Below are 16,117 nucleotides of genomic sequence, written 5' to 3' on the forward strand. Positions count from 1 at the left end.
CAACAGTAGAGTGACGATTTCACTCTGGCACGGGTAGCGCCGTGGTGTATTTGATTTTTTCCATCGCGAAGCTGGAAGTAACATCAATCAGCCCCGGCACGCCGGTCACCAGGCGCTTATAGAAATTGTCATAGCTTTTCATGTCCGCCACCTCGACCTGCATCAGGTAATCATACTCCCCCGCCATACGGTAAAACGCCAACACTTCCGGCATCTGCGCGGTGAGATCGACAAATTTCTGATACCACTCGCTGCTGTGCTGCTGGGTTTTTATCAGCACAAACGCCGTCAGGCCAAGCCCGAGCTTTTCATTATCCAGCAGCGCGACGCGCGCGCGAATGTAACCTTCATCTTCCAGCCTTTTTAGCCGTTTCCAGCAGGGCGTTGAGGTCAGATTCACCGCTTCGGCCAGCACTTGCAGCGATTGCGTACAGTCCTGTTGCAGCATGCACAGCAGTTTTCGGTCAGTTTTATCCAACATAAGGTGATTTCATAGAAAATATTTCTCCCATTAGGCGATTAAACAGGAAAAATGGCAATCCTTTTTTCTCGCTGAACCGCTATGCTACTGCATAAATTAAGACCCTATTTTGAGGCCAGATCATGACAAACGCTTGGGTAAAATATGCTATTGGTGAAATAGAAGCGGATTTCCAACGCTCCGCCGATACGCACTTGATCCGCTTGAACCTGCCGGAATTTCCCGGCATCTATCTTTACCTGAAAGATGAAAGCACCCACCCCACCGGCAGTCTGAAACACCGCCTGGCGCGTTCGCTGTTCCTTTATGGGCTCTGTAACGGTTGGATCAACCAGAACACGCCGATTATTGAAGCCTCTTCGGGCAGCACGGCGGTATCGGAAGCCTATTTTGCCCGCCTGCTCGGCCTGCCGTTTATCGCGGTGATGCCTTCCTGCACCGCTAAACGTAAGGTGGAGCAAATCGCCTTTTACGGTGGCCGCAGCCATTTTGTCGATCATGCGGCCCAGATTTATGCGGTGTCAGAGGAGTTGGCCAAAGAGCTGAACGGCCATTATATGGATCAGTTCACCTTTGCCGAACGCGCCACCGACTGGCGTGGTAACAACAACATCGCCGACAGCATTTTCCGCCAGATGGAGCGCGAACCGCACCCGGTTCCGAAACACATCGTGATGAGTGCTGGCACTGGCGGCACCTCAGCAACGCTGGGGCGCTATATTCGCTATCAAGGTCATGACACTCAACTCACCGTGGTCGATCCAGAAAACTCGGTGTTCTACGACTGCTTCCATCATGGCGATCGCACCATCATCGGCAGCTGTGGCAGCCGCATCGAAGGGATTGGCCGCCCACGCGCCGAACCGTCGTTTATCCCTTCGGTGATCGACAACATGCTGCGCGTGCCAGATGCCGCCAGTATCGCCACCATTTATTGGCTGGAAAATATTCTTGGTCGCAAGGTTGGCGCTTCAACCGGCACCAACGTATGGGGAGCACTGCAACTGGCCAAGCAGATGCGGGATAAAGGCGAGCAAGGTGCCATCGTCACCCTGCTATGCGACAGCGGCGAGCGCTATCTGGATACCTATTACAACAGCGACTGGGTCAGCAACCATATCGGCGATTTGACGCCATATAGCGCTCAGTTGGCTAACTTGTCAGGTAAATAACTTATTAGGTTGCCAACTCATTAAGACGAAGTTCAGGGGATAAAAAAAGCCGGGTAGTCATACCCGGCCGGCTGTAATGCTAATACCTCAGAATTCGGGGGAATAGGTGAGGTGTGGTGAACGCAGCCAATGTTGTAAATAGTGAGCCACCGCCTGCTGTTCGCAGTGGCCAATAACCTGTAGTTGGGGCAGTAACGATTTCAACTGTGGCAGGGCATTGCCCATCACCACGCCGTGCCCTACTCCCGCGAGCATTTCCTTATCATTCATCGCATCGCCAAAGGCCATACAATCAGCCAACGTCAGCCCCAGATGGCGGCTCAGCCTATCCAATGCTGCCCCCTTGTTGCAGCCCTTTGGCAGCACTTCGAGGCAATCATAGGCCGAGAAGCACAGATCGGCACGGGTGCCAAAATGCTCACTCAACTGTGCCTGCAGTTTGACCAGTTCTTCATGGGGGGCACAGAAACAGACCTTGCTGTTGCCAAGCGCAGGCAGACGGCGCAACTCGGCGAGTTGGAAATGAAAGCCGCTGAGATGATGTGCAGCCAGCATTTCCGGCACCGCAGTTTCGGTCAACCAACCTTCATCACGAAACACGTGCATGCTGGCAGAGGTACGCCAGTGGGTGTGCAACACTTCTTCGGCAATCTCCGCCGGTAAGTCGGTAGCATGCAGTTGCTGCCCTTGCTGGTCATAGACGCGAGTGCCATTACCGGTGATCAGATAACCTTGTAAACCCAGTTGCGCCATGATCGGCTGAGCATCAAGGTAATGCCGCCCAGTGGCAAAGGTCACCACCATCTCCCTGTCGATAAGCTGCCTTAACGCACTCAGCGTTTCCGGCCCGACACGGTGATCGGGAGTCAGCAGGGTGCCGTCCATATCGAAAGCGGCCAGGCGATACATAGGAACCTCGTAAATGTGAGCACAATGGCAATCACCGCAGTATGGGGTGGTATTTGCGGAAGTAATAGTGAACAATTTGCCTAAACACTTCCTGATTTATCTTTCATCGCTTGCAACATTTAGGATACCGCTATGCGCCTGGTTCATCGCCTCGGTCAGTATCAACGTTTGTACCACCAGCTCGGCAGCGCGCCGGTGGCGATCACGATCGGTGAATTAGCTGCGATCTTCTATTGCAGCGAGCGGCATGCACGCACTCTGGTGCAGCAGTTGCAGCAACAAGGTTGGTTAAGTTGGCAATCACAGGCCGGGAGGGGGAAACGCGCGCAGTTGCAGTGCCTGAAAACCCCCGATGAACTGCGGACTGCGCATCTCCAACGTTTACTGCAACTGGGCGATCATCAGGGAGCCTTGGAAATGGCGCAGTTGGCGCCACAGCATCTGCAAGAATTGCTGAGCCCACACCTCGGTGGCCAATGGCAGGAAGGCAGCCCTACGCTGCGTATCCCTTATTATCGCACGTTGGAAAAGCTAGATCCGTTGACGCTAAGCGGCCGTGCGGAACAGCATCTGGTCGCGACCGTTTATGCCGGTTTGACGCGCTTCAATACCGGTTGCCCCGAGCCGCAGCCCGATCTGGCCCATCACTGGCAGATTAGCGAAGACGGCCTGCGCTGGCAGTTCTTTCTGCGCAGCCAGCTGCGATGGCATAACGGCGAGGCCTTGACGGGCCAACAGCTATTGCAAACCCTCAACGCCCTGCAACACCATCCGCGCAGTCAGCCATTATTGAGCAGCGTGGCAGCAATCAGCCTGCCGCATGCGCTCTGCGTCCAGTTCGATCTGCAAATGCCCGATTATTGGCTGGCGCACCGGCTGGCAGAACTGCCCTGCCTGATGACGCATCCGGAGTTACCGACCCTCGGCGCAGGTCCCTTTAAGCTGGCACTAAACGAGCCGCATATGGTGCGGCTGGAACAGCATCCTTACTACCATCTGCAACATCCTTATCTGGAAAGCATCGAATATTGGATCACGCCCGAGTTACCAACCCGCAGTACCGATACCAGCTGCCAGCACCCGGTACGTATCACCATCGGCAAGCAGGAAGAACTGGCACAGGCGCGGCCGGTACAACGCAGTATGAGCCAAGGGTGGTGCTATCTGGCGATTAACCAGCGCCGTGGCGTACTGAGTGAGGCCCAAGGGCAAAAGCTGCTGATGCTGATCCAGCGTTCCGGCCTGCTGGCCAGTTTACCCATCCAGCAGGGCGTGATCATGCCAAGCCATGAAATGCTGCCGGGCTGGGCGATCCCTGAGCATGACGTACTGCAGGACGTTGAACTGCCACCTCAGTTGACGCTGTTGTACCATCCACCGATCGAACTAGAGAGCGTAACTCAGGCTTTGCAACAATTGCTGGCGGAACATGGCTGCCAATTAGAGATCCGCTATTATTCCGGCAAACGTTGGCAAAGTACCGAGCAGATAACCCAAGCCGATCTGTTGCTGGCCGATAACCTGATTGGTGAAGCTCCGGAAGCGACGTTGGAAAGCTGGCTACGTCGCGATTTGCTGTGGCAAGGAATTTTGCGAGAAGAGGATTGGCAGCACCAACAGCGGACCCTGCAACAGATCCAGCAATGCCCTGCACCGCAGCAGCGCTTCAGCCAGCTAAAAGCGTATTATCAACAGTTGATGGGGGCCGCGATCCTCACCCCCCTATTCAACTATCAGTATCAGGTCAGTGCCCCTCCCCGCATACATGGTGTGATGCTCACCGCCTACGGCTGGTTTGATTTTTGCCAGGCTTGGCTTCCACCGCCGCTGGATGATTAGGTTACCCTACGCTGTGGCGAACATTTCTGATAGCATCCCCGCATGTGTGTTATGAAGCCCAATAGTGCCAGGCTCTGGCCAGTCAAGCTGTAGCCTGGCAGCAAAGGGCATAAACCGGCCGCCCGAATGTGCATCGGGAATGGCCATAGCCAGAAGGTAGATTTATGAAACGCGCAGTCGTCGTTTTTAGCGGTGGACAAGACTCCACGACCTGCTTGATCCAGGCATTGCAACAGTATGATGAAGTTCACTGCATCACGTTCGATTACGGCCAGCGTCATCGCGCCGAAATCGAGGTGGCCCAGGCCTTATGCCAAACTCTGGGAGCCAAGGCGCACAAGGTTTTGGACGTTGGATTGCTCAATGAGCTGGCCATCAGCAGCCTGACTCGCGATAACATTCCAGTCCCCGCCTACGACAGCTCACAGACCGATGCCTTGCCAAGCACCTTTGTGCCGGGGCGCAACATCCTGTTCCTCACCCTGGCGGCGATTTATGCCTACCAGGTGGAAGCCGAAGCCGTGATCACCGGCGTGTGCGAGACCGATTTCTCGGGCTATCCGGATTGCCGCGACGAGTTTGTCAAAGCCTTGAATCAGGCCATCGTACTGGGGATTGCCCGTGATATTCGCTTTGAAACCCCGCTGATGTGGCTCAACAAGGCTGAAACCTGGGCGCTGGCGGACTATTACCAGCAGTTGGAACGCATCCGCCATGAGACGCTCACCTGTTATAACGGCGTTCAAGGCGACGGCTGCGGTGAATGTGCGGCCTGCCACCTGCGCGCCAACGGGTTGCAGCAGTATCAACAGGACAAGGTCGGCGTGATGGCCAGCCTGAAGCGGAAAACCGGCTTGGCTTAAGCCAATTCATAGGCGGCTGCAATGCCGCTCAATAAGTCAGATTAAGCCATCGTTGAGTCCCCTCACCCCAACCCTCTCCCACAGGGAGAGGGAGCTGGTACGCCGTTGTCATCCAGGCAAGAGTCATCCCTTCCATGAGTTGATACGATGTTGTCATCCAGGCAAGAGCCATCCCTTCCATGAGTCGATACGGTGTTGCCATCCAGGCAAGAGTCATCCCTTATATGAGTTGATACGGTGTTGTCATCAGGTACTGAGATATACCTGTAGCACCGACCCTTTCATTTACCGATGGGCAGGTCGTGAAAGAAATAACCACTGGCACGTTCGGTCCCCTCTCCTTGTGGGAGAGGGCTAGGGTGAGGGGCCATGACGAGCACGATGCTTAATCAGGCCTCAGCATCTTTCTGCTGTAGTGCCACCAGGTGTTCACGCAATGCGCCTTCAATCGGCAGTGCCCGCTGGGTTTTCAAATCAATACAGACAAAGGTCAGCGTCGCGTCGGCGACCACGGTCCCCTCAGGCTCCAGCAATACCTGCTGGCTCAGCACGCCGCTCTTGCCATTGAGTTGCAACATCTGGCTATCGATACGCAGCTTATCCCCTAATACGGCAGGCTTACGATAATTGATATTGATGTTCACCACGATAAACGCGATGTTGTTTTGCGTCATCCAGTGGAAAGCATCCAGATCCTCCAGCCACTCCCAGCGCGCTTCCTCCAGGAATTCCAGATATCGAGCATTATTAACGTGTTGATAGACATCAAGATGATAGCCACGAACTTTGATATAAGTCTGCATAGTGAAACAACCGCTCCTGCTCTGGTGATAACGAATTAATACCGGCATACCCGTTCAGTGATATCCCTCCTTGCTGGCCGCAGGCTTTTCCGCAGGGCTTGGGCAAAGAGTTTGCGATGGATGACTGGTATGACCTGTAAAATGTAGCAGAGCAGCGCGGCTGCGAGGCCACTTTGCCACGCAGCCGCGAGCGGGATCACATTTTCAGTCGATCACGATTTCTTTCCACCAAGGAGGGGCCGATACCCGGCACCTCCTGTAGCTGGTCTATTTCGCTGAACGGCCCGTTCTGTTCGCGGTAGCGCACTATGGCCTCTGCCTTTTTCAGCCCCACGCCGTTCAACACGGTGGCTAGCGCCTCTGCATCTGCCTGGTTAATACTGACCTTGGCTTCCCCCTCGCTTTGCGCTTCAGAGCTGACCTTAGGCGATACCGCAGCGGCCTGTGGTTGCCCCTGAGAGGGTTTCTCTGCGGCAATGGCCGAGCTCCCTATCAGGCCAAACAGCGCCGCCGCCAAGAGTAGCTGGCGGATAACGGTAAAACGGACAATGGCTTTATTTTCGCTAAGTTGCATGCTGTATCCTCCTTGTGTTTGACAGCTTGGTTACCTTGCAGCAGCGGCGGAAGATCGGCAATTGGCAGAGTTTAAATGTGGAAAAGGCCGCGAAAGCGGCCTTTGAGTCTTTCAAGCTGTTGCAAAAAAATGCGGTGCGAATCCCCGTCGTCTTTCAAGCTGCAGCGTTGTTACCTGCACTTGCCCACCCCAGTCACTGACGAAAAGTAAGCTCCTGGGGATGAACAAGCTTGTCACTTGAAATCCATAGGGGACAAGTTACGGCTGTTGCTGCTCAGCGGCACCCATTTTGATCTTGGCTTCTTTGCGCAGGTTAGTCAGCAAGGCATCGAAGGTCACGCTAGCGCTTCCTTTCTCCATGTTGCTGACGAAGGTTTTCATTTCGTCTGCTGGCAACGTACCTGGCTTAACGCTATCCAGGGCGATCAATACCACGTTCCCTTGAGCATCCTGTGACATACCGTAAACCACTTTACCGGCTTCCGGGTGCGGCAGTGCGAATACGGCTTCCACCAGTTGGCTGTCTTCCGGGGCGCGCGCCATTTTCTGTACGCTGCCGAAGCTCAGACCTGCGGCTTTCATCGCCTCATCGCCTTTGCCCTGCTTCAACTCAACCAGCAGTTTTTCACCCTGCAGTTTGGCTTCTTGCAGTGCCTTGTTGTGTTTGACCATCGCGGTTACGCGATCTTTCACCTTGTCGAAAGGTTCAATCCCTTCCGGCTGATGGGCCACAACGCGGATCACGAACGCGCGGTCACCGTCAACGGTGATGACGTCAGAGTTGCTGCCTGGTGCGCCGTTCTCGCCAATCAGCGAACCATCGAAGATGGCTTGCACAACCGGCTTGAAGTTCAACGCAGCAGGAACAGAGTCACGGGTAAACCATTCGGTGTTAGCCGCCTTGATACCCGCAGCTTCTTCCGCTGAGGCCAGGGACTCGTTATCGCTGGTCGCCGCTTCGCTGACTTTCTGCTGCAGCGCATAGTAGGCATCTACCGCTTTTTCCTGCTTGATCTGCTTGGCGATAGCATCATGCACTTCGCTCAATGGCTTCACCAGCGCAGGCTTGATATCGTCCAGACGCACGATCAGATAACCCACTGAAGACTTCACTACGCCAGAAAGTTGGCCTTTCTCGGTCAGGTTAGCCTGTTTCAGTTCGTCTGCCGTGGTATCTGGCTCCATCCAGTCCATTTCGCCACCGGTACGGCGCGAGATGATGTCAGTAGATTTCTCTTTCGCCAATGCAGCGAAATCACCACCGTTTTTCAGCTCTTCCAATACCGCTTTGGCATCCGCTTCGGTTTTCAGCTGGATCACGCTGAATTTTTTGCGTTCCGGCTGGCCAAAGCTGCTCTGGTGCCCATCGTAATAGGCGCTGATATCCGCTTCGGTAACGGTCACTTTATCCTGCAATGCCGCGGCATCCAGCGGGATAAAGCTCACTTTCACCTTCTCTGGTGCGATGAAGCTGTTTTTGTTCTGCTCGAAGAAGGTCTTCAGCTCTTCGTCGGTGACGGTTTGCTTGGCCATCATGGCATTGAGATCGATCGTCGCCAAGCGCACATCGCGCTCTTGCAGAACCAGGGCAACCATAGACTCTGCTTCGCTTGGTGGGACGATGTCGGAGCCGCCGAAGCCCTGGATCATCTGCTGGTTGATTAACCGCTGGCGCGTGTATTGCGCATATTGATCTGCGCTAAAGCCCGAACGGGTAATCAGGTCGAGATATTTGGCATTGTCGAACTTGCCGTCCGTCTGGAAATAGGCTTCTTGACGGATGGCCTCTTTCACCTGATCGTCACTGGCACTCAGGCCCAGCGTCTTCGCGTACTGGTCCAGCAGCGACTTGTCGATCAGTTGAGACAGCACCTGCTGGCGCATCTGCTGCATGTAACCTTCGTTGCCAGCCATGGCAGAGAAACGGTCACCCAGTTCCTGCTGCATACGGCTACGTTCACTCTGGAAAGCCTGTTCCAGCTGGGCGCGTTCGATCACCTGGCCATTTACTTTCGCAGCGTAATCGCCGGCACTTCCCTGATAGCTGACTACTCCAGTCAAAAGAAATGACAAGATAATCAGCCCCAGGATGATTTTTAGCACGACGTGATTAGCAGCCGCGCGTAAATTGTCCATCATAGTGTGACAACACTCCGCTGTGATGTGGATTAACAACCCTTGTGCAGGCGCGTTCCCTGCGACAAAAATAAAAAAAGCGCATCAACCTGATGCGCCTTATATCTTACCTTACCAATACCGCTGCGTCAGGTGATTGTTTACCGGCGACGCGATGCGATTAAACGCCGTAATCAGTTTACTGCGTCTTTCAGGGCTTTCCCTGCACGGAAAGCCGGAACTTTGGCTGCCGCGATTTTGATCTCTTTACCCGTTTGCGGGTTACGGCCGGTACGAGCTGAACGCTCACGCACGGTGAAAGAACCGAAACCAACCAGAGCCACGTCATCCCCTTCTTTCAAGGAATCGGTAACGGAAGCAATAATTGCGTCCAAAGCACGCCCTGCTGCCGCTTTAGAAATATCAGCACCCGCGGCAATTTTGTCGATCAGTTGTGACTTATTCACTCTATCATCCCCTCTAGAATTCAAAACGTCGCACCGAAAAAATCCCTACGGTTACGACAGCGCTGCTGTTATATCAATCCCGTCGTGCCTTGGCAAGCCACCAAACGGCGACGAAACGCGAGCCGACAGGGATCTAACTTAGCGGCACAAAAAAATACTGGCAAGTCCGAATTGGCTTGCCAGCATGAGTTTTATCAATGGTTTTTGCTATACGTCACTATTTTACCGCTACGGGCTGTGCGCCGAAGGCCGGATTGACCAGTGCAATGTTCAAAACTTCATCGATTCGCTGTACCGGGTGGATCTCCAGATCGGCAATGACGTTGTCCGGGATCTCTTCCAAATCGCGCTTGTTCTCGTAAGGGATCAGCACGGTTTTGATACCGCCACGGTGTGCCGCCAGCAGCTTCTCTTTCAGACCACCAATCGGCAACACATGACCACGCAAGGTGATCTCACCGGTCATTGCCACATCGGCACGCACCGGGTTGCCTGTCAGGCAGGAAACCAGCGCGGTACACATGGCGATACCGGCACTTGGGCCGTCTTTCGGCGTCGCCCCTTCCGGCACGTGGACGTGGATATCACGTTTTTCATAGAAATCGGCGTTGATGCCCAACTTCTCTGCACGTGCACGTACTACGGTCAGCGCGGCCTGGATCGACTCCTGCATCACTTCACCCAAAGAACCGGTGTAGGTCAGCTTGCCTTTGCCCGGTACGCAGGCGGTTTCAATGGTCAGCAGATCGCCGCCCACTTCCGTCCACGCCAGCCCGGTTACCTGGCCTACGCGGTTTTCGGTGTCTGCACGGCCGTAATCAACACGCTGAACGCCCAGATAGTCCTTGAGGTTCTCGCCGTTGATCTCGATGTGCTTGAGCTTCTTGTCCATCAGCAGCGACTTGACCGCTTTACGGCACAGCTTGGAAATTTCACGCTCCAGGCTACGCACCCCGGCTTCACGGGTGTAATAACGGATAATGCCGATAATGGCACTGTCATCCACCGTCAGTTCGCCTTTCTTCAACGCGTTGCGTTCAAGCTGCTTTGGCAACAGGTGCTGTTTGGCGATGTTCAGCTTTTCGTCTTCGGTGTAGCCGGAAAGACGGATCACTTCCATACGGTCCAGCAACGGTGCCGGGATGTTCATCGAGTTCGAGGTCGCCACGAACATCACGTCGGACAGATCGTAATCCACTTCCAGATAGTGATCGTTAAACGCCACGTTCTGTTCCGGATCCAGCACTTCCAGCAGGGCTGAAGCCGGATCGCCACGCATGTCGGATGACATCTTGTCGATCTCATCGAGCAAGAACAGCGGGTTTTTCACCCCAACCTTGGCCATTTTCTGGATCAGTTTACCCGGCATGGAGCCGATGTAAGTCCGGCGGTGCCCGCGAATCTCCGCTTCGTCACGTACGCCGCCCAGCGCCATACGGACATATTGGCGGCCGGTCGCACGAGCGATCGACTGCCCCAGCGAGGTTTTACCCACGCCAGGAGGCCCCACCAGGCACAGAATTGGGCCCTTGATTTTGCTGACGCGGCTCTGCACTGCAAGATACTCAAGGATGCGGTCTTTGACGCGTTCCAGGCCGTAGTGATCGGTATCGAGCACTTCCTGCGCCTTGAGCAGGTCTTTTTTCACCTTGCTACGCGCATTCCACGGCACCTGGATCATCCAATCGATATAGCCACGCACTACGGTTGCTTCCGCAGACATCGGCGACATCATTTTCAGCTTTTGCAGTTCCGCTTCGGTTTTCTCACGCGCTTCTTTCGGCATTTTGGCCGCTTCAATCTTGCGCTTCAACGCCTCGTGTTCATCCGGCGTGTCGTCCATCTCGCCCAGTTCTTTCTGAATCGCCTTCATCTGCTCATTCAGATAGTACTCGCGCTGGCTCTTTTCCATCTGTTTCTTGACGCGGTTACGGATGCGCTTCTCAACCTGCAGCAGGTCGATCTCCGACTCCATCATCGCCATCAGGTACTCAAGACGCTCGGTGATATCGAACATCTCCAGCACCGACTGCTTGTCGCTGAGCTTCAGCGGCATATGCGCGGCGATGGTGTCCGCCAGGCGTGCAGCGTCGTCGATGCTGTTCAACGAAGTCAGCACCTCCGGTGGAATTTTTTTGTTCAGTTTGATGTAGCCTTCAAACTGATTGATCGCCGTGCGCACCAGGACTTCCTGCTCACGCTCGTCGATAGCCGGTGATTCAAGATATTCAGCCTGGGCAGCGAAGTGTTCGCCGCTGTCGGAAAGCGTGGTAATACGCGCACGCTGCAAACCTTCGACCAGCACCTTGACCGTGCCGTCCGGCAGTTTCAGCATCTGTAAAATCGATGCAACGGTACCTACCGAGAACAGATCGTTAATGCCAGGTTCATCCGTCGAGGCCTCTTTCTGCGCCACCAGCATGATCTTTTTATCGTGATCCATTGCGGCTTCGAGGCACCGAATCGATTTTTCCCGGCCAACAAACAACGGGATCACCATGTGCGGATAAACCACCACGTCGCGCAATGGCAACACGGGGATTTCAATGCGTTCGGAACGCTCAGGGTTCATAGAGCTCTCTCTTAGTTTAATTTCCGCCAGGATTAGGGGGATCTCATGAGACGCAAGCATCAAACGTTTCACAAAATCTGGATTATGAGTATATGGGGATGAATCTCTGACATTCAACGGTAACAATGTCGAGAAAAAGAAAAGGGGGATAAAATCCCCCTTTTACGATTAACTTTCTGGTTTGACTGGCTAATTATTCGCCAGAAGCCTGCGCTTCCGGTTTGCCGTAAATCAATAACGGCTTGGATTGGCCAGCGATCACCGATTCGTCGATCACCACTTTATCTACGCTTTCAAGCGACGGCAGATCGTACATGGTGTCCAGCAGCGCGCCTTCTACAATCGAACGCAGGCCACGGGCACCGGTCTTACGCGTCATGGCCTTCTTGGCGATGGCATTCAGCGCTTCCTCACGGAATTCCAGATCTACCCCTTCCAGATTGAACAACGCCTGATACTGCTTGGTCAGGGCGTTTTTCGGCTCTTTCAGGATCTGGATCAGTGCTTCTTCACTCAGTTCGCTGAGGGTGGCAACCACCGGCAGACGACCGATGAACTCCGGGATCAGACCAAATTTGATCAAGTCTTCCGGCTCTGCCTGCAACAGCAGTTCGCCTTCGGTGGCTTTTTCAGATTCACCCTTCACCGTGGCACCAAAACCAATACCGGAACCGGTGTTAACGCGCTGGCCAATCACCTTATCCAGGCCGGCAAACGCACCGCCACAGATAAACAGGATCTTGGAGGTGTCCACCTGCAGGAATTCCTGCTGCGGATGTTTACGTCCACCCTGTGGTGGAACCGCCGCAATCGTGCCTTCGATCAGCTTCAGCAACGCCTGCTGCACGCCTTCGCCCGAAACGTCACGGGTGATGGACGGGTTGTCTGACTTACGTGAAATTTTATCAATTTCATCGATATAGACGATGCCGCGCTGGGCTTTTTGCACGTCGTAGTCGCATTTCTGCAACAGTTTCTGGATGATGTTTTCCACGTCCTCACCGACGTAACCGGCTTCGGTCAACGTTGTGGCATCGGCCATGGTGAACGGCACATCCAGGAAACGTGCCAGCGTTTCTGCCAGCAAGGTTTTGCCGCTACCGGTTGGGCCGATCAGCAAAATATTGCTTTTACCCAGTTCGATGCCATTGCTGGTATCGCCGTTACGCAGGCGTTTGTAGTGGTTATAGACCGCCACCGCCAGCACTTTTTTCGCCTGTTCCTGACCGATAACATAATCATCCAGGTGGTGACGAATTTCGTGCGGTGTCGGCAATGAATTACGCTCGCGATGCGGCGCAACCTCTTTAATCTCTTCGCGAATAATGTCGTTACACAGATCAACACATTCATCGCAGATATACACTGACGGACCGGCAATCAGCTTACGCACTTCATGCTGGCTTTTGCCGCAGAAAGAGCAGTACAGCAGCTTTCCTGAACCGTCTTTGCGCTTATCTGTCATGAGTCAAACCTCTTCTTTTGTCTTTGTCCCGCACCATTACGCGGCGACAATGCGCCCAAACTTTATACCGGGAACGCCGATAACGCTGTTTAAAGCGAGCCAGGCCCGCTCTGAATACTATAGCCTATCGGCCCGCAAGCCGCGCGCTACCCGTACCCCTTCAGGCTGCAGGTACGCACTACAGCTTGCGACCCTTTGGGTATAGTTTTAGCTGCGGTGCGTCAGAATGCTGTCGACCAGACCGTATTCTACCGATTCTTCCGCGGTCATGAAGCGGTCACGTTCGGTATCACGTTCGATCTGTTCCAGCGATTGGCCGGTATGCTGTGCCATCAACTCATTCATGCGAGCCTTCACCTTCAGGATCTCACGCGCATGGATTTCAATATCCGTTGCCTGGCCCTGGTAGCCGCCCAGCGGCTGGTGGATCATCACTCTGGAGTTTGGCAGGCAGAAACGCTTGCCCTTGGTGCCTGCCGTCAGCAGGAACGACCCCATGGAACACGCCTGCCCCATACAGATGGTGCTGACGTCCGGTTTGATAAACTGCATGGTGTCATAGATTGACATACCAGCCGTGATCACGCCGCCCGGCGAGTTGATATACAGGAAAATATCTTTTTCTGGGCTTTCTGCCTCGAGGAACAACATCTGCGCCACGATCAGATTAGCCATATGATCTTCAACCTGGCCGGTCAGGAAGATAATGCGCTCTTTCAGCAGGCGGGAATAAATATCGTAAGAACGCTCCCCGCGCGAAGTCTGCTCTACCACCATCGGCACCAGTGCCATGTTAGGTGCAAATTGGTCTCGTTCGCCACTGTATGACATTACCGTCTCCTAATAGAAATTGCCTTGGCGCCATTGTCTGTCGATTCTACTTGAGAACGGCCATCATGACTACGTTCAAGCCATCGACAGGCTCCACACTGATTTGACGGCGCTATCATTCCGCCAGGCGGATAAAGCGGCCCATACTGTTGTAGGAATTGGGGGGTCACAGAGCGAATTTCAAGCCCGGTGAACAATTTCACCAACATCCCTGTGTGGCAGGCAAGGTCACAACCACTGGCCTTCCGCCGCCGCCATTCATCCTCGACCCAATAAATATAGTGCATATTGCCACAGTTAAGCCGAGATTAATCAGTCACGTGGCAAAAGAAAAGCCCGTAACCAAAGTTACGGGCCTTGTAAGGAACTCCCAGCTACGGCAATGGACCTGCCATCAGGTCGCTCCTGGCATCAACCAGCATTACGCTTGTTGAGTCTGGTTCATCAACTCGCTGAAGGTAGTGGCTTTTTCAGTCACTTTCGCTTTAGCCAGCAGGGCTTCTACCGCTTGTTCTTCCAGAGCAACGTTACGCATGTTGTTCATCAGCTCTTTGTTTTTGCTGTAGAACTCAACAACTTCGCTCGGATCTTCGTAGGCGGAAGCCATTTCTTCGATCAGGGTCTTAACGCGATCTTCATCGGCTTTCAGATCGTTGGTGCTGATCACTTCGCCCAACAGCAGACCGACCACAACGCGACGTTTGGCTTGCTCTTCGAACAGTTCGCGTGGCAGTTCCAACGCTTGCTTCTCGTTGCCACCAAAACGCTGTGCAGCCTGACGACGCAGAACGTCGACTTCGCCGTCGATCAATGCCGCTGGCACGTCGATTTCGTTAGCGTTGACCAGACCGTCGATAGCCTGAGTCTTGATGCGGTTACGCACGGCGCCTTTCAGTTCGCGCTCCATGTTTTTACGCACTTCGGTACGCAGACCGGCGAGAGAACCATCAGCCACGCCGAAACGCTTGATGAACTCTTCGGTCAGTTCTGGCAGCTCGCGCTGTTCAACTTTCTTCAGCACGATAGCGAACTTGGCTGCTTTCCCTTTCAGGTTTTCTGCGTGGTAATCTTCTGGGAAGTTGACGTCGATGGTGAACTCTTCACCGGCTTTATGACCCACCAGACCTTCTTCGAAGCCTGGGATCATGCGGCCCTGGCCCATAGCCAGAACGAAATCAGCGGCTTTACCGCCTTCAAACTCTTCACCGTCGATAGAGCCGGTGAAGTCAACGGTCACGCGGTCTTCAGCAGTGGCTGCGCCGTCGGTGTCTTTCCAGGTCGCCTGCTGCTTACGCAGAGTTTCCAGCATGGTATCAACATCGGCGTCGTTAACTTCAACCACAGGTTTTTCAACCTCGATGCTTTCCAGGCCTTTCAGCTCAACTTCTGGATAGACTTCGAACTCCACGGTGAAAGCGAAATCTTCGCCTTCTTTATACTCGCCCGGTACGTAGTTTGGTGCACCGGCCGGGTTGATTTTCTCTTTGATGATCGCGTCAACAAAGTTGCGCTGCATCAGATCGCCCAGCACGTCCTGACGGACGGAGGCGCCATAACGCTGTTCGACGATGTTCATCGGCACTTTGCCTTTACGGAAACCGTCGATACGTACGCTTTTAGCTGCGTTGATCAGCTCTTTCTTTACTGCCTGATTGATAACATCAGCGGGTACAGTAATAGAGAGACGGCGCCCAAGGCCTTGAGTGGTTTCTACTGAAACTTGCATCTTGTTACCTCAAAAAAATCACAGTGCTCGGTCAACTCCGTTCCAAGAACCAGGACGGCTACATTAAAAACCGAGTTCCCTGATGTCGAGAGCGTTCCGAAACCATTCCGGAAAAAATAGACGCGACATTATAGCGGCGCAAGCGTAGCTAGTCGAGGATGGCAAGGCAGCACTGGCGCGTTAAAAATCACACTTTTGCCGATTTTTCGCCCAAATACCTTAATGCCATGGCCATCAGAGCTGCAAACGCCTTCGGCTTTGTCGTCGTCAAAAACAGCAACGGCCCGTAGGCCGTTGCAA

At 54.0% G+C, this 16,117-nt stretch carries 13 protein-coding genes; 3 read left to right on the forward strand and 10 right to left on the reverse strand.

Annotation, left to right across the window (positions count from 1 at the left end):
- Positions 1–19: 19 nt before the first annotated feature.
- Positions 20–481, reverse strand: coding sequence for an Lrp/AsnC family transcriptional regulator (locus tag IMQ33_RS23160; protein ID WP_021180156.1), 462 nt, complete (start codon positions 479–481; stop codon positions 20–22).
- 122 nt (positions 482–603) lie between these two features.
- Here IMQ33_RS23160 and IMQ33_RS23165 point away from each other — a divergent pair, with 122 nt between their 5' ends.
- The gene (locus IMQ33_RS23165) at positions 604–1,653 is read left to right on the forward strand and encodes a PLP-dependent cysteine synthase family protein (RefSeq protein WP_024528386.1); all 1,050 of its coding nucleotides are present in this window, start codon (positions 604–606) and stop codon (positions 1,651–1,653) included.
- Positions 1,654–1,740: 87 nt separating this feature from the next.
- Here the strand turns inward: IMQ33_RS23165 and cof are convergent, their stop codons facing one another.
- Positions 1,741–2,562: an HMP-PP phosphatase gene (gene cof, locus IMQ33_RS23170; RefSeq protein ID WP_196062918.1), complete on the reverse strand. Its 822-nt coding sequence runs from the start codon at positions 2,560–2,562 to the stop codon at positions 1,741–1,743.
- A gap of 132 nt (positions 2,563–2,694) precedes the next feature.
- On the opposite strand from cof, the gene IMQ33_RS23175 reads away from it, so the two are divergent.
- Together IMQ33_RS23175 and queC are read left to right on the forward strand one after the other, a co-directional pair.
- Positions 2,695–4,401: an SgrR family transcriptional regulator gene (locus IMQ33_RS23175; protein ID WP_196062919.1), complete on the forward strand. Its 1,707-nt coding sequence runs from the start codon at positions 2,695–2,697 to the stop codon at positions 4,399–4,401.
- 164 nt (positions 4,402–4,565) lie between these two features.
- Positions 4,566–5,264 (forward strand): 7-cyano-7-deazaguanine synthase QueC, encoded by a 699-nt coding sequence (queC, locus tag IMQ33_RS23180; protein WP_196062920.1) that lies wholly within the window; start codon positions 4,566–4,568, stop codon positions 5,262–5,264.
- Between the two features lie 389 nt (positions 5,265–5,653).
- Here the strand turns inward: queC and IMQ33_RS23185 are convergent, their stop codons facing one another.
- From IMQ33_RS23185 to tig, 8 genes are all read right to left on the reverse strand, one after another.
- A complete protein-coding gene (locus IMQ33_RS23185; RefSeq protein ID WP_024483947.1) occupies positions 5,654–6,067 on the reverse strand; it encodes a thioesterase family protein in 414 nt (137 codons plus the stop codon).
- A gap of 196 nt (positions 6,068–6,263) precedes the next feature.
- The gene (locus IMQ33_RS23190) at positions 6,264–6,641 is read right to left on the reverse strand and encodes a ComEA family DNA-binding protein (protein ID WP_065683929.1); all 378 of its coding nucleotides are present in this window, start codon (positions 6,639–6,641) and stop codon (positions 6,264–6,266) included.
- Positions 6,642–6,899: 258 nt separating this feature from the next.
- Positions 6,900–8,780, reverse strand: a complete 1,881-nt coding sequence (gene ppiD, locus IMQ33_RS23195) for a peptidylprolyl isomerase (protein ID WP_065683928.1) — start codon at positions 8,778–8,780, stop codon at positions 6,900–6,902.
- Positions 8,781–8,950: 170 nt separating this feature from the next.
- Positions 8,951–9,223 (reverse strand): nucleoid-associated protein HU-beta, encoded by a 273-nt coding sequence (gene hupB, locus IMQ33_RS23200; protein ID WP_004954599.1) that lies wholly within the window; start codon positions 9,221–9,223, stop codon positions 8,951–8,953.
- Positions 9,224–9,440: 217 nt separating this feature from the next.
- Complete coding sequence (lon, locus tag IMQ33_RS23205) at positions 9,441–11,795, reverse strand: endopeptidase La (RefSeq protein WP_021805482.1); 2,355 nt, start codon at positions 11,793–11,795, stop codon at positions 9,441–9,443.
- A gap of 193 nt (positions 11,796–11,988) precedes the next feature.
- Positions 11,989–13,260, reverse strand: a complete 1,272-nt coding sequence (clpX, locus tag IMQ33_RS23210; protein WP_021180166.1) for an ATP-dependent protease ATP-binding subunit ClpX — start codon at positions 13,258–13,260, stop codon at positions 11,989–11,991.
- Positions 13,261–13,467: 207 nt separating this feature from the next.
- Positions 13,468–14,091, reverse strand: a complete 624-nt coding sequence (clpP, locus tag IMQ33_RS23215; protein ID WP_021180167.1) for an ATP-dependent Clp endopeptidase proteolytic subunit ClpP — start codon at positions 14,089–14,091, stop codon at positions 13,468–13,470.
- A gap of 421 nt (positions 14,092–14,512) precedes the next feature.
- Positions 14,513–15,817 (reverse strand): trigger factor, encoded by a 1,305-nt coding sequence (tig, locus tag IMQ33_RS23220; protein ID WP_024528379.1) that lies wholly within the window; start codon positions 15,815–15,817, stop codon positions 14,513–14,515.
- Between the last annotated feature and the right edge of the window lie 300 nt (positions 15,818–16,117).

It is taken from the genome of Serratia sp. Res13-Sevr-LER1-36-b, assembly GCF_015673035.1.
Lineage (GTDB): Bacteria > Pseudomonadota > Gammaproteobacteria > Enterobacterales > Enterobacteriaceae > Chania > Chania fonticola_C.

Bases quoted from the DNA above. Each gene is read 5' to 3' on its own strand.
- IMQ33_RS23160 (WP_021180156.1), bottom strand. From the start codon at position 481: ATGTTGGATAAAACTGACCGAAAACTGCTGTGCATGCTGCAACAGGAC.
- IMQ33_RS23165 (WP_024528386.1), top strand. From the start codon at position 604: ATGACAAACGCTTGGGTAAAATATGCTATTGGTGAAATAGAAGCGGAT.
- cof (WP_196062918.1), bottom strand. From the start codon at position 2,562: ATGTATCGCCTGGCCGCTTTCGATATGGACGGCACCCTGCTGACTCCC.
- IMQ33_RS23175 (WP_196062919.1), top strand. From the start codon at position 2,695: ATGCGCCTGGTTCATCGCCTCGGTCAGTATCAACGTTTGTACCACCAG.
- queC (WP_196062920.1), top strand. From the start codon at position 4,566: ATGAAACGCGCAGTCGTCGTTTTTAGCGGTGGACAAGACTCCACGACC.
- IMQ33_RS23185 (WP_024483947.1), bottom strand. From the start codon at position 6,067: ATGCAGACTTATATCAAAGTTCGTGGCTATCATCTTGATGTCTATCAA.
- IMQ33_RS23190 (WP_065683929.1), bottom strand. From the start codon at position 6,641: ATGCAACTTAGCGAAAATAAAGCCATTGTCCGTTTTACCGTTATCCGC.
- ppiD (WP_065683928.1), bottom strand. From the start codon at position 8,780: ATGATGGACAATTTACGCGCGGCTGCTAATCACGTCGTGCTAAAAATC.
- lon (WP_021805482.1), bottom strand. From the start codon at position 11,795: ATGAACCCTGAGCGTTCCGAACGCATTGAAATCCCCGTGTTGCCATTG.
- clpX (WP_021180166.1), bottom strand. From the start codon at position 13,260: ATGACAGATAAGCGCAAAGACGGTTCAGGAAAGCTGCTGTACTGCTCT.
- clpP (WP_021180167.1), bottom strand. From the start codon at position 14,091: ATGTCATACAGTGGCGAACGAGACCAATTTGCACCTAACATGGCACTG.
- tig (WP_024528379.1), bottom strand. From the start codon at position 15,817: ATGCAAGTTTCAGTAGAAACCACTCAAGGCCTTGGGCGCCGTCTCTCT.